Below are 14,001 nucleotides of genomic sequence, written 5' to 3'. Positions count from 1 at the left end.
AAATCGGAATCAGGGTGTAAGTCTTATTCCTAGAGTGCCTAGGATGTGATTATAAATAATTACAGAACAACTACGGGAACTCATCCCTAATAATTTAGTCCATAATAAATAGATAAGCAATCTTTAATATCTGTTTTTTATATTATGTCTAAGTTAAATTCTTATAAAACCACTACGGCTTTATTTTTAAGCCTTACCCTTGGTTCCGCTTCTTTATTACCCGTTACCACGGCTTTGGTAAGTCCAGCCCCTGTGATGGCCCAAACCACGACTCAGTTTAATGATTTATCCCCTAATCATTGGGCTTCTGAGTTTATCGGTGCATTGGTACAAAGAGGAGTCATTGCGGGATTTCCTGATGGAACTTTTCGCCCCGAAGCTCCTGTAACTAGGGCTCAATTTGCGGCGATGGTACAAAGTGCTTTGCCAAAGGATACCATTCGTGGAGGTATTAATTTTAGTGATGTGCCAAGTAACTATTGGGCTACGGGAGCCATTAATAATGCCTATCAAATGGGCTTTTTATCGGGTTATCCTAGTAATGTGTTTCGTCCTGAACAAAATATCCCCCGTGAGCAAGTATTAGTATCTTTGGCCAATGGTTTAAACTATACTCCACGGAATAGTGCTGCCACTGTAGTTAGTTTTTTCAATGATTCTAATGCCATTTCTGGCTTTGCCCAATCGCCCATTGCCGCCGCCACAGAAAATCGCATCGTGGTAAATTATCCTAATACCAGACAACTGAACCCTACCCGCAATGCTACCCGAGCAGAGGTAGCCGCTTTTATTTATCAAGCCTTATCATCCCAAGGGCAAGTAGCCAATTTAAGCTCTCCTTACATTGTCAATCAGTTACCTGCGGCCATGACTAACCGCATTACGGCAGGTACCCAAATTCCCGTCACCTATGAAGCAGAAAAAATTCTCTTGACTCAAAATGAAACTGTACCTCTTACTTTAGCTGTCCGAGAAGATATTGTTAATAGTGGTGGTCAGGTGATTATTCCTCGTAATAGTGTGGTTACGGGGGAATTGCGTCCTAGCGGTAATGGTACTCAATTTTTTGCCCAAACTTTACAGTTAGCTAATGGCAGAATGTTTGATGGTAATGCGGTTACATATAATATTGATGCTTCTTCTCAGATCATTACTGAAACTGAAAGTGTTTCTCGTGGTACTGATGTGGGTAATTTGGTGAAAAATGCAGCCCTTGGTACTGCTGCGGCTGCGGCTATTTCTGGGGTGACGGGCGATCGCACCATAACCACTGGAGAACTATTAATCGGCACAGGAGCGGGGGTTTTAGCGACTCTTATTCCCCAATTTTTGGGCAGAAACCGAGTTGATTTATTAGTAATCCGCCCTGAAACTAACCTCAATATCACCTTTAACAGTGACTTTGTCATGAACTAAGTGCGGGAAGTATTAGGCTTTAAATCATAAATAAGGAAACTATGGACAATGGGTTTTATGCTCTTTGTCCATTTTTTGTCACCTCTTAAATTATACCAAATCCGATTAGTAGAGTTTACTATTATTCACCGTGTAACAATTGACAATAAACAATTACTATCTGTTCCCCGCCCTAATTAGTATATTATTGAAACGGGATTTAGTATTAAATACCAATACCAAAACGAATGGCTAAACTAGGAGTAATGGGGATAAGGGTAATTAAAGCCATAAAAATGAGCAACAAACCCCAACCAGCCCGACTGTCATCAGGTTCAGTTAATTCGTTCAAGTTTGGGCGTTCTAAATCTCTTTGTAAGAACAAAATAACGAGCGCCCAATAAAAAGGTAAGGAGTTGACAGTGTTAAATAAACTCACAATACCTAAAACAATAAGGGTTAAAATAGTCGCTCGTCTAGCAATTTTGCGACCATAGATAGCTTGAATAATTCTACCGCCATCTAATTGTCCAGCAGGTAAACAATTGAGGGCAGTAATCACTAAGCCCAACCAACCCAAAATCATCAAAGGATGAATACCAATGGTTGAATTAGAAAGACTAGAGCCAAGAATCAGTTTGGCTAAACCACCCACTAAAATTGAACCCTGAAAAAAGAGGGTAGGAATTTCAAGGGTATTATTAGCCCCAGACATGATCAAGCCAAAAAAGATCATCACAAGGGATAAAGTACCTCCCAAAGCAGGGCCGGCAAAGGCAACATCAAATAGGACAGTACGATTGGGAATTAGGCTCTCAAAGCGAGTAATTGCCCCAAAAGTTCCTATCTGAATATTAGGCAAGAGAAAAGGCAAACTCACTTTTACATCATGTTTCTCTGCCATAATCCGATGTCCCATTTCATGGACAAAAATAATTAACCACAATCCAAGGGTAAGGGGTAAGGATTCGGGATAACGACTCCAATCATTGATTAAGTCAAAACCTAGTAAAACACTTATGGCTTCGATGGAGGTGAAGGCGGTGGCTACCAGTAACACCAATGCTAGATTTTTTTGTACTAGGGTGAGGGGTTTAGGATCATTTGTGCTGGGTAAAATAATTACCACTGGTTTACCTTCTGGGGTTTCTACCAAGAATAAACGATACTTTTCCCCTAGTTTTTCTTTTAGTTTTTCGCTCAGTTTTTGGTGGGCGATGTCGGGTTCAGTTCGTAAATTTCCTTTAAAAATAGCTCCTTCTTGGTAGGGAATAGTTTCGGTGCTAAAAAAGGTTTCAATACTAAATATTCCTTTGATTATTTTTATGTCTTCTTCATCGATGGGGGTAAAATTCGGCTCTGGAACTTGATTTCTGAAGGATGAGTCTGTCTTGGGTATTAGGGGTTTGTTTTCGTCGTTAGATTTTTCGGAGTTTTCTTGTTCTGCTTTTAAGACGGTATTACTGATTTTGTTTAAGTTAAAGGAGGTAATATTTTGCTCTAGGGCTTTTTTTCTGATTTGTCTGCCAAGATAGATATAAAGGCCTGTGGATAGTACGAGGAGGAATGTAATACCGATAAAGTTGATGTATATACCTGTGGCGAGGAAAGCAAAAAATAGTAGCCAAGGAGTCATCAAAGACACGGATTGTAACCAGGCGAGGATGCCTATTTCTCCAAATTGTTTGCCTCTATTGTACCCCCATATTAGGATAACAAGGGCGATTGCACCTATAGCTAAAATAGTAAAGTTTTCCGGTAAATCTAACATTATGGATAAATTATCTTGAAGTGTGAGCAATGGAGTCCTGTTGTATTTTTGCTGAAAATTCCTAGGGTAACAAGTCCCCTTAACCTCCCAAGGCAACCTGTCTTTAAACTATCAGACCATGGGCTTTATCCTTATTTTGGGGTATTAAAGACAAGCTATGCTAACAATTAAGCTCTGAGTTTTAATTTATATAACCATTATTGGACAGTGTCATAGCTCCTAAGATTTTATCACAAATTACTAGGTAATTCATGGGGCATCTTTTTGGGGCTATTTTTCGTCTAAGTTTTAGATGGTTTGTAGTCTTAATAACAACAATTTAGTCAGAGGGATAAAAAAATATGTTTTCTAGTAAATTTAGACCATTGCTCATGGGGTTTATCTTCTTCTTCTTCTTTATTCCCATCCCAAGGGTGATCGCCGCAGAGCGAGTGGTAATTCGTTATCATAACTATAGAATGCCCATCCGTGTGAGTGAATTATCAGAATTTAGTCGCACAGGGCAAAAGTCTTTATCTCTCCAAGCCTATTTTAGAATTACAGGGCAAGACTCCCAAAAAATGCGCTCGGCATTGAGTAGAGAAGTGCCTGTCAACCCAGTCACCCTCTCTCGTACCCTAAACAACCCCATCGGATTAGTGCTTTTAAACCCCCTTGGCGAAGTGATAACCACCCCATCCAATCGAGCCAACAGAGAATCTTTGCGAGGGGCCCTTGTTACCTCCGCCCTCAACGATAATCGCATTAGCTTAATAGAAGTAATCGAAAACTACCCCACCGAAGAAGTACACGTTCATGGCGATCGCATCCTAGAAACCTATCAAACCATGGCAAAAATAATCAATCCCATTAAGTTCTTTTAAGTTTAGGTCATTGATAAAATTACCGTTGATGATAATATAAAATATTAAATACAAAAATCTGTTTAGTAAGGAAAATTTATAAATGGAAGCAACTATGTTAATAGCTCAACTACCAGAGGCTTACGCCATGTTTAAGCCCTTAGTAGATGTTTTACCTGTAATTCCTTTATTCTTTCTATTGTTAGCCTTCGTATGGCAAGCAGCAGTAGGTTTCAGATAAAATTCGTGAACAAAACAAGGGGCTTGAGTCTTCAAGCCCCATCATGTTTTTAATCACAAAATAGCAAAATAAATCATTTATTTTAGGGATAATGATGAATTGCTGACCAAAAAATTGTAAACTAAAAAACGGTTAACCCGTCACAGTTGTATTTTACCTTGAAATTATCAAGAAAAAATAACAGACGGACTAAAATAATAAAATAGATATTAAATATGAACTCAGAAATATTTGAAAAAGTAAAAGAAATCGTAGTAGAACAATTAGATGTAGATGCTGTTGATGTAACCGCCGAAGCCAACTTCGCCAACGACTTAGATGCTGACTCCTTAGACGTAGTAGAATTAGTCATGGCCCTAGAAGAAGCATTCGAAATCGAAATTTCCGACGAAGAAGCCGAGAAAATCTTAACCGTTGGTGCTGCCGTAGAGCATATCCAAGCCAAAACCAAAGCAACTGCTTAATCGCATTTAGCCATCAACGACCATAGATAGGAGCGTTAAGGTTAAGTTGCAGAATTACAACATTTTTTCTGTGAGCTTAACTTCCGCGCTTTGTAAAGAAAATTTTATTTTTTTTAGCTCTGCTCACCTCAGCGGATAATTTTGTTTTATATGTAAAAAATTATGAGTAATCAACAACTAAAAAGAGTTGTCGTCACCGGATTAGGGGCTATTACTCCCATTGGCAATAACCTAGAAGAATATTGGCAGGGGTTAATTCAAGCACGAAACGGTATCGGTTTAGTTACCCTCTTTGATACCACGGATCATGCCTGTAAAATTGCGGGGGAAGTGAAAGAATTTGATCCCCTCAGTTTCATGGATAAAAAAGAAGCTAAACGCATGGCAAGATTTTCTCAGTTTGCCGTAGCTACCAGTAAAATGGCCCTCGAAAATGCTGGATTAGTAATTGACGATAGTAATGCCCATGATATAGGTATTGTCATCGGCACTGGGGTAGGGGGTTTAAAGGTAATGGAAGATCAACAGGAAATACTACTCAGCAAAGGACCTGGCCGAGTTTCCCCCTTCCTAGTTCCCACCATGATTGCCAATATGGCCGCAGGTTTAACCGCTATCCAAGTGGGAGCCAAAGGGCCGAATTCTTGCCCTGTAACGGCCTGTGCTGCTGGTTCTAATGCCATCGGTGATGCTTTTCGTCTCGTCCGTGGTGGTTATGCCAAGGCAATGATTTGTGGCGGCACAGAAGCAGCCGTAACTCCTTTGGCCATGGCTGGTTTTGCCTCGGCAAAAGCTATGTCCACCCGCAATGATGATCCACAAACTGCCAGTCGTCCTTTTGACAAAGATAGGAGTGGTTTTGTCATGGGGGAAGGTTGCGGTATTTTGATTCTTGAAGAACGGGAACACGCCCTGGCAAGGGGAGCCAACATCTACGCTGAAATAGTGGGTTATGGCATGACCTGTGATGCTTACCACATGACGGCCCCTGTTCCTGAAGGGTTAGGAGCCACAAGAGCTATTGAATTGGCTCTCAAAGATGGCGGAATTTCTCCCGATGAAATTAGTTATATTAATGCCCATGGTACCAGTACCCCCGCCAATGATGTGACGGAAACTAAGGCCATTAAAAATGCCCTTGGAGATAATGCCCGTAACGTGGTAATTAGTTCTACTAAGTCCATGACAGGGCATCTTTTGGGTGGCTCTGGTGGTATCGAGGCTGTGGCAACAGTAATGGCGATCGCCCATAACCAAGTACCCCCCACCATCAACCTTACCAACCCAGATCCTGAGTGTGACCTAGATTATACCCCTCACACCAGCCGTAAAATGCCCGTAGAAGTAGCTTTATCCAACTCTTTTGGCTTTGGTGGTCATAACGTCACCCTCGCCTTTCGTAAGCACAAATAAACGCAAATTGGAGTTTTCTGAATAAACTAGAAGCTATAAAATGAATTAAGGATAGATAGTAAAAGAGTCCATAATTAATTCTCCTTTCCATAGCAACTTATCAGAAACTCCCCATTCATGTTTGTCAACCAAATCAACCATCTCAAAATTATAAGCACTTCAACTGAGAACCTCTTTCCCTAAGGTACTTTTGCAAGGCAACCCCATTAAAGAGATATTTCTACTACCACAGGAGCATGATCACTAGGTTTAACTAACTTTCTTGGTTCAACGTCTATGTGACAAACCATTGCCCGAGGTAAAAGAGACGGACTAAGATAAATATGATCAATTCTCCAACCTCGATTTTTAGCAAATCCCCCCTGACGATAATCCCACCAACTAAAATGCCCTTCCTCTGGGTGAAATTGACGAAAAACATCAGTTAAACCCAAACGTAAAACACTTTTTAGAGCTTCCCTTTCTATGGGAGTTGCCATAACGTGTTTTTCTCGACTCTCTGGTTTATATATATCCTTATCTTCTAGGGCAATATTAAAATCTCCACACACCAATAAATCAGTTTTTTCAGGGTTAATAGTAGTTAAATATTCTTGTAAAAGCTCTAACCATTGTAATTTATACTCATACTTTTCTGAACTTAGAGAATTGCCATTAGGCACATAAAGATTAACTATTCTAATATTATCTATAACTCCACTAATTACCCTTTTTTGTTCATCTAATATGCCTACTTTTTCTTGATTATTTAATATATCATTAAATCCATAATCAATAGATTCTAAAGGCTTTTTACTAAAAATAGCCACACCATTATAAGCTTTTTGCCCATAAACATAAACATGATAACCTAAGTCCATAAACCCTTGACGGGGAAAATCTTGATCAATTACTTTAGTTTCTTGTAAACATAAAATATCAATATCTTGATCTACTAACCATTTTTTTACATGGTCTTCACGGGTACGAATTGAGTTAACATTCCACGTTGCAATTTTCATGATTAAGCTATTAAAGTTTATCTAATTATGAATTTAAATTCCATTTACTGAACATTACCTAGTAACCATATAATTAACGACACAGTTAGTTATGTTGGATTAATTAATAAATGAAAAATCAATTTAATTATCCATTCTCAATTATCCATTAATCTTCGTCTCTATTTTCCGTCAAATGATAGGGAGAAAAACTGTCGTAGGTTAAATTTGATTTGCGATGCTTTTGGATGTCTTCCCTAATTTGTTCCAAATCGATGTAGCGATCTGCTACATTAATAAGACTATCGCTCGTCATAGAACGTAAACTAACCACTTCAATCCGAGCGCCTCTATAACTAACAGCATCCACAGCATAGGCTAAATCACCATCACCACTAACCAGTACAGCTGTATCATAAGAACCCACTAAAGCCATTAAATCCACGGCAATTTCCACATCTAAGTTAGCCTTTTTTGAGCCGTCAGGTAACTGTATCAAATCCTTGGCAATGACTCGATAGCCATTGCGCCTCATCCACAACAAAAAGCCCTGTTGCTTTTCGTTGGTACGATCTACTCCTGTATAAAAAAAGGCTCTGAGCAGTTTTGCCCCAGCGGTGAGACGATATAAAAGTTTAGTGTAATCAATTTCAACTCCTAGCTGTAAGGCAGCATAAAAGAGGTTTGAGCCATCTATAAAAATGGCTACACGCCCCCGATTTTCCAATACCTGTTCGGGTGGAAAAACGGGATCGCTATCAAAGTTATCCCACATTTGTGTATCCTTTTTTTGTTATATTAAAAGTTTTTTAAAGAAAGTTTAAGTAAGTAGGCATAATTAAATCGATTTAGGCAAGGGGTTTAAACCCCTTGTTCATAAGAGTCTTAATAAAATAAGAGCTATAATTAATTTCGCTAACCCACTTATTAAATAAAATTTAAGATGATTGATATATAAAAAAGTTTTATTTTTATAAAATAGAAAAGTGCTTGTATGTTCTCAAGATAAGACGATAAAAAAGATATTTAAATATAGTCTATATGTGGTTTTTTACTATTGATTTGTGAATGTTAAAGTTTTTTTATATAAAAGATTTTATGGCTTTGTATTATATTATATTTTCACAATTATTATCAATACTTTAACCTGATTATTAAAGTGTATATCTATTCTCCAAAATCAGAGAATAGCATTTATCTTGAGAATCAGTTGCCCTCTCCTAATTCGAGTTTAGCAAAAATGGGAACGGCTCTGTTTAAATCTTTATTTAAACTTAATATTCCCCATGCAAAATGATCTGTCAAGGCTTCTGTATTTATACTTAAGTTTTTGTTATTAAAGTCATAATTAAAACCTAATTGTTGATATATTTTACTACTGATATTAGGGATAATGGGAGAGAGAAGTAATCCTGATAGTCTGACAGATTCGAGGACAGAGTATAGGATTTCTTGGACTTTTTGGCTTTCTCCTTGCTTGTATAATGTCCAAGGGGCGCTTTCGTCAATATATTTATTACAAGCCCTTACTAATTCCATTATTTCTTCACAGGCTTGATGAAACTGATATTTATTATAAGCGGTGGAAGTGCGATCGCACAGGGTTTCGCCAATTTTTTTGATGGGGTTGTCATAAGAGACAGTCAAACCATCATCTAAACTACCCTTACAGTATTTTTTCAACATTCCCAAACTGCGGTTAAGCAAATTACCCAAATCGTTAGCCAAATCAGCATTAAGGGTATTGACAAAACGGGTTTCATTAAAATCTCCATCCTTACCAAACTCGATGGCACGGAGGAAATAATAACGCACGGCATCGGAATCATACTTATCCAAAAGTTCCAGAGGATCTAATGTATTACCCAAACTTTTACCCATTTTTTGACCATCTTTAGTTAAAAAACCATGCCCAAATACCTGTTTTGGTAAAGGTAAATCCGCTGACATCAACATGGCTACCCAGTAGATGGCATGGAAACGTAATATATCTTTGCCGATAAGGTGCAAATTGTAGGGATACCATTTTTTGAGGGCATTGGCGAGGGTGACTTCTTCCCCTGCTTCCACGAGGGGCGTAATGTAACCTAAAAGGGCATCAAACCAGACATAGATGGTATGTTTAGGGTTTTCGGGGATGGGAATACCCCAATCAAGATTTACCCGTGAGATGGAAAAATCTTGTAACCCTCCTTTGACAAAATTTAAAACCTCATTGCGACGGCTTTCGGGCTGAATAAAATCGGGGTTATCTTGGTAAAACTTTTCTAACTTTTCTTGGTAGGCAGACAGACGGAAAAAATAATTTTGCTCATCACGCCATTCGGCTTTGCGGTTGGTATGGATAGGGCAAAAACCGTCCTCTAATAACTCCCTTTCTTCTTTGAATTCTTCACAGGCGACACAATACCAGCCTTGTTGTTGATCTAAATATATATCTCCTTTTTCCCATACCCGCCCTAAAAACTCCTGTACAATTTTCTCATGATTGAGGGCAGTGGTACGGCTGAAATGGTCATATTGAATGTTTAATTTTTCCCATAGCTCTTTAAATGTGGCTGAAATGCGATCGCAATGGGCTTGAGGTTCGACACCATTTTCTTCGGCGGTGCGCTGAATTTTTTGACCATGTTCGTCTGTACCCGTTAATAGTAGCACTTCACGACCTGATAACCGTTGCCAACGGGCGATCGCATCGGCGGCCATGGTAGTATAGGCACTACCAACATGGGGAAGACCATTAACATAATATAAGGGAGTAGTTAATGCAAAGGTATCTTTTGTAATAGAATTATTAACACTATTCATTGAAAAGTTAATTATTGTTGGTTTAAATAGTAGATGTGCTGTATATATTTCATATCATATAATCTTTCATAGCTAAAAAAGCTATCACAATATTACTGTGCCAGACTGTAAAATCTGAGCTTCGTTAAAATTAAGTGTTGTAAAAAACCACCTACAAGAATTAATTATCAATTATCAATTATCAATTATCAATTATCAATTGCCCAACACCTATGGAAAATAATTGGCTTCACCGTGCAGATCGTTTAAGTGCTTTACCTCCCTATGTTTTCGCCCGTTTAGATGAACTAAAAGCCAAGGCCAGAGAGCAAGGATTGGACTTGATAGACTTAGGGATGGGTAATCCTGATGGTTTTGCACCCGAACCAATTATCGAAGCCGCTAAAGAAGCCCTTTCCGTTGCCCAATACCATGGCTATCCTCCCTTTGAAGGTACTGCCAACTTTAGAAATGCGATCGCCCAGTGGTATCAAAGACGCTATGACGTAGAATTAAGCCCTGATAACGAAGCCTTACCCCTTTTGGGATCAAAAGAAGGTTTATCCCATTTAGCCCTTGCCTACGTCAACCCAGGGGACACTGTCATCGTTCCTAGTCCCTCTTACCCTGCCCATTATCGAGGCCCGGCGATCGCAGGGGCAAACATTTACGCACCCCGTCTCAGTGCCGAAAATAACTGGTTAATCGACTTTGATAGCATCCCTGAAGAAGTAGCTCAAAAAACAAAAATCATTTACTTCAACTATCCTAATAATCCCACCACAGCCACAGCCCCCCGAGAATTTTATGAACAAGCGGTGGAATGGGCAAGACACTATCAAGTGATGCTCGTCCATGACTTAGCCTATGCAGAACTCGCTTTTGAAGGATACGAGCCCACCAGCTTACTCGAAATTAAAGGGGCAAAAGAAATCGGAGTAGAATTTCATACCCTTTCCAAAACCTATAATATGGCAGGTTGGCGAGTGGGATTTGTGGTCGGTAATAGTGACATTATCCAAGGATTGCGCACCCTGAAAACTAACCTCGATTACGGTATTTTTAGCGTTATCCAAGCCGCCGCCCAAACCGCCCTCGAATTACCTGATAGCTATATCCATGAAGTACAAAAAAGGTATCAAAAACGCCGTGATTTTTTCCTCGAAGGTATAAAAAAAATGGGCTGGGATGTAAAACCCTCTCAGGCAACCATGTATCTCTGGATTCCTACCCCTCGCAATTCCAATTCCACTGATTTTGCTCTTGATTTACTACAAAAAACTGGGGTGGTAGTAACTCCAGGTAATGCCTTCGGGGAAGGGGGTGAAGGTTATGTGAGGGTGAGTTTAATTGCTGAGTGCGATCGCCTCGGGGAAGCCTTACAACGATGGGAAAACGCAGGTATCAGATTCTAATCTTTACGACGGGGGTACTAGTCGGGCTGTGAAAAAACAACAAAACCATACATACTCGTGGACATTGTGAATTAAATTTCTTGGATGGTTAAAGAGTTTATTTACACCACATTAATAATTTCCAAAAAAAGAGGTGAGTTAAAAAACTCACCCAAAAACAAATTAAACTTTTCGACACAAGATGAAAAAACGATTCAACCTAACTACCGGCTTTGGCAAGTAATGGAGTTGTATTTTCTTCAGCTTTAATAATAACTTTACCTTCTTCGTTTACATCCACAAGGGCGGCATCTCCTTCCTTGAGACGTTTAGAGAGGATTTCTTCTGCCAATACATCCTCTAACAGACGCATGATGGCACGACGTAATGGACGAGCACCATAGGCGGGATTATATCCTTCTTCTACTAAACGCTCTTTAAATTTGTCGGTTACGTTTAAAGTAATTTCTTTTTCGGTAAGACGAGCAAATACTTCTTTGAGTAAGAGTTCGGAGATTTCTTTGACTTCCTCTTTGTTGAGTTGACGGAATACGATGATTTCATCAAGACGGTTGAGGAATTCGGGACGGAAGTAGTTTTTCAACTCCTCGTTAACAAGGGAGCGAATACGGTTGTACTGAGACTCAGTTTGATCGTCTTCGAGTTCAAACCCTAATCCACCGCCACCTTTTTCTATGACTTTAGAACCAATGTTGGAAGTCATGATCAAGAGGGTATTTTTGAAGTCAACGGTGCGCCCTTTAGCATCAGTTAAACGTCCATCTTCTAATATTTGTAAGAGGAGGTTAAATACATCGGGGTGTGCTTTTTCGATTTCGTCAAATAATACTACGGTGTAGGGACGACGACGTACGGCTTCGGTGAGTTGTCCACCTTCGCTATAACCGACATAACCTGGAGGTGAACCGATTAATTTAGATACGGTGTGACGCTCCATATACTCGGACATATCTAGGCGAATCATGGAATCTTCTGAGCCGAAGAAATAGGTTGCTAAGGCTTTGGTAAGTTCGGTTTTTCCTACCCCTGTCGGTCCAGAGAAAATAAAGGATGCGATGGGACGGTTAGGATTTTTCAAACCTACTCTGGCACGACGGATGGCGCGGGAGATCGCTTTTACTGCGTCTTCTTGACCGATAATTCTCTGGTGGAGAGTATCTTCCATGTGGAGTAGTTTTTCCGACTCGGATTCGGTGAGTTTTTGTACGGGTACACCAGTCCAAGAGGCGACGATTTGAGCGATTTCTTCTTCGCCGACAACGGGGCTATCACTAACATCGGGATTTTTCTTTTTCTGGTCTGCTAAACCACGGATTTCGGTTTTGATTTCCATTTCCCGATCGCGCAGTTCCCCTGCTTTATCAAAGTCTTGGGATCTTACCGCTTCGTCTTTTTCTTTGAGGACTTCCCGTAATTCTTGATCTAATTCCTTGGCTTCGGCGGGGAGTTGAGAGTTGAGTAAACGAACTCTTGATCCTGCTTCGTCAACGAGGTCAATGGCTTTATCGGGTAAGTAGCGATCGCTAATATAACGATCCGATAATTGAGCGGCAGCTTCGAGGGCCTCATCACTAATCTTTAGTTTGTGGTGTTGTTCATAACGCTCCCGTAGTCCAAAGAGAATTTCGATGGTTTCATCTACGGTAGGTTCACCCACCATGACGGGCTGGAAACGACGGGCAAGGGCTGCATCTCTTTCGATGTGTTTACGATATTCATCGAGGGTGGTAGCACCGATACACTGTAGTTCACCACGGGCGAGGGCTGGTTTTAAAATATTAGCCGCATCGATCGCCCCTTCGGCCGCCCCAGCACCAATGAGGGTATGAACTTCATCAATCACAAGGATGACATTCCCCGCCTGACGAATTTCTTCCATAATTTTTTTGAGTCGTTCTTCAAATTCCCCACGATATTTGGTACCAGCTACCAATAAACCTACATCGAGGGTGACAACTCTTTTATCTTCTAATAAATCTGGGATGTCTTTGTTACCAATTCTTTGGGCAAGTCCCTCGGCGATCGCAGTTTTACCTACCCCTGGTTCACCAATTAAAACAGGGTTATTTTTGGTACGACGACCAAGAATTTGAATTACTCGTTCAATTTCCTTTTGTCTGCCCACCACAGGGTCTAATTTTCCTTCGGCGGCGAGATTGGTTAAATTAGAGCCAAACTCATCGAGAGTAGGAGTTTTGTTGGAACGGTTGCCCCCACCAGCACCCACAGGAGCAGATTCGGTTTCCCCTAACATTCTGATGACTTGAGTTCTAACCTTGCCTAAATCAACCCCTAGATTTTCTAAAACCCTAGCGGCGACTCCTTCCCCTTCTCTAATTAACCCTAAAAGTAAATGTTCGGTGCCAATGTAGTTGTGACCTAATTGACGAGCTTCCTCTAGGGATAATTCCAGCACTCTTTTTGCTCTGGGAGTGAAAGGAATTTCGACAGCAACAAATCCTGAGCCACGGCCGATGATTTTTTCTACCTCGATACGAGCGTCTTTGAGATTAACGCCCATGGGTTTGAGGACTTTGGCGGCGACACCGGTGCCTTCTCCGATTAGCCCAAGCAAAATTTGCTCAGTACCTACGAAGTTATGACCCAAGCGACGAGCTTCTTCTTGAGCCAACATGATCACCTTGATCGCCTTTTCTGTGAAGCGTTCAAACATAATATACCTTAATTCACCT

Annotated in this window: 11 protein-coding genes; 6 read left to right on the top strand and 5 right to left on the bottom strand. The window is 40.2% G+C overall.

What is annotated here, in order from left to right; translation table 11 throughout:
- Positions 1 to 144 precede the first annotated feature (144 nt).
- A complete protein-coding gene (locus AA637_RS07215) occupies positions 145 to 1,416 on the top strand; it encodes an S-layer homology domain-containing protein (RefSeq protein WP_446684488.1) in 1,272 nt (423 codons plus the stop codon).
- A gap of 205 nt (positions 1,417 to 1,621) precedes the next feature.
- Here AA637_RS07215 and AA637_RS07210 read toward each other — a convergent pair whose 3' ends face one another.
- The gene (locus tag AA637_RS07210; RefSeq protein ID WP_446684487.1) at positions 1,622 to 3,166 is read right to left on the bottom strand and encodes a site-2 protease family protein; all 1,545 of its coding nucleotides are present in this window, start codon (positions 3,164 to 3,166) and stop codon (positions 1,622 to 1,624) included.
- A 341-nt stretch (positions 3,167 to 3,507) separates the two neighbouring features.
- Here AA637_RS07210 and AA637_RS07205 point away from each other — a divergent pair, with 341 nt between their 5' ends.
- The 4 genes from AA637_RS07205 to fabF all read left to right on the top strand — a co-directional run bounded on the left by AA637_RS07205 (position 3,508) and on the right by fabF (position 6,126).
- On the top strand, positions 3,508 to 4,029 hold the full coding sequence (locus AA637_RS07205) for an alpha/beta hydrolase (RefSeq protein ID WP_446684486.1): 522 nt from the start codon (positions 3,508 to 3,510) through the stop codon (positions 4,027 to 4,029).
- Between the two features lie 82 nt (positions 4,030 to 4,111).
- Entirely contained in the window at positions 4,112 to 4,249 is a 138-nt protein-coding gene (locus tag AA637_RS07200; protein WP_069790021.1) for a photosystem II reaction center protein K, read from the top strand.
- A gap of 215 nt (positions 4,250 to 4,464) precedes the next feature.
- Positions 4,465 to 4,713 (top strand): acyl carrier protein, encoded by a 249-nt coding sequence (acpP, locus tag AA637_RS07195; RefSeq protein ID WP_446684485.1) that lies wholly within the window; start codon positions 4,465 to 4,467, stop codon positions 4,711 to 4,713.
- A 162-nt stretch (positions 4,714 to 4,875) separates the two neighbouring features.
- Entirely contained in the window at positions 4,876 to 6,126 is a 1,251-nt protein-coding gene (fabF, locus tag AA637_RS07190) for a beta-ketoacyl-ACP synthase II (RefSeq protein WP_446684484.1), read from the top strand.
- Between the two features lie 206 nt (positions 6,127 to 6,332).
- On the opposite strand, the gene xth is transcribed toward fabF, so the two are convergent.
- From xth to metG, 3 genes are all read right to left on the bottom strand, one after another.
- Entirely contained in the window at positions 6,333 to 7,127 is a 795-nt protein-coding gene (xth, locus tag AA637_RS07185; RefSeq protein WP_446684483.1) for an exodeoxyribonuclease III, read from the bottom strand.
- Positions 7,128 to 7,275: 148 nt separating this feature from the next.
- Complete coding sequence (locus AA637_RS07180; RefSeq protein ID WP_069790025.1) at positions 7,276 to 7,881, bottom strand: LabA-like NYN domain-containing protein; 606 nt, start codon at positions 7,879 to 7,881, stop codon at positions 7,276 to 7,278.
- 431 nt (positions 7,882 to 8,312) lie between these two features.
- Positions 8,313 to 9,914 (bottom strand): methionine--tRNA ligase, encoded by a 1,602-nt coding sequence (metG, locus tag AA637_RS07175; RefSeq protein WP_446684482.1) that lies wholly within the window; start codon positions 9,912 to 9,914, stop codon positions 8,313 to 8,315.
- A 212-nt stretch (positions 9,915 to 10,126) separates the two neighbouring features.
- On the opposite strand from metG, the gene AA637_RS07170 reads away from it, so the two are divergent.
- Entirely contained in the window at positions 10,127 to 11,308 is a 1,182-nt protein-coding gene (locus AA637_RS07170) for an aspartate aminotransferase (RefSeq protein WP_446684481.1), read from the top strand.
- A 199-nt stretch (positions 11,309 to 11,507) separates the two neighbouring features.
- Here the strand turns inward: AA637_RS07170 and AA637_RS07165 are convergent, their stop codons facing one another.
- Complete coding sequence (locus AA637_RS07165) at positions 11,508 to 13,982, bottom strand: ATP-dependent Clp protease ATP-binding subunit (RefSeq protein ID WP_446684480.1); 2,475 nt, start codon at positions 13,980 to 13,982, stop codon at positions 11,508 to 11,510.
- Positions 13,983 to 14,001 lie beyond the last annotated feature (19 nt).

The sequence above is a fragment of the Cyanobacterium sp. HL-69 genome (assembly GCA_002813895.1).
Classification (GTDB): Bacteria; Cyanobacteriota; Cyanobacteriia; order Cyanobacteriales; family Cyanobacteriaceae; genus Cyanobacterium.
Note: the sequence above shows the minus strand (reverse complement) of the source record. Positions and strands in the feature narration are given on the sequence as shown.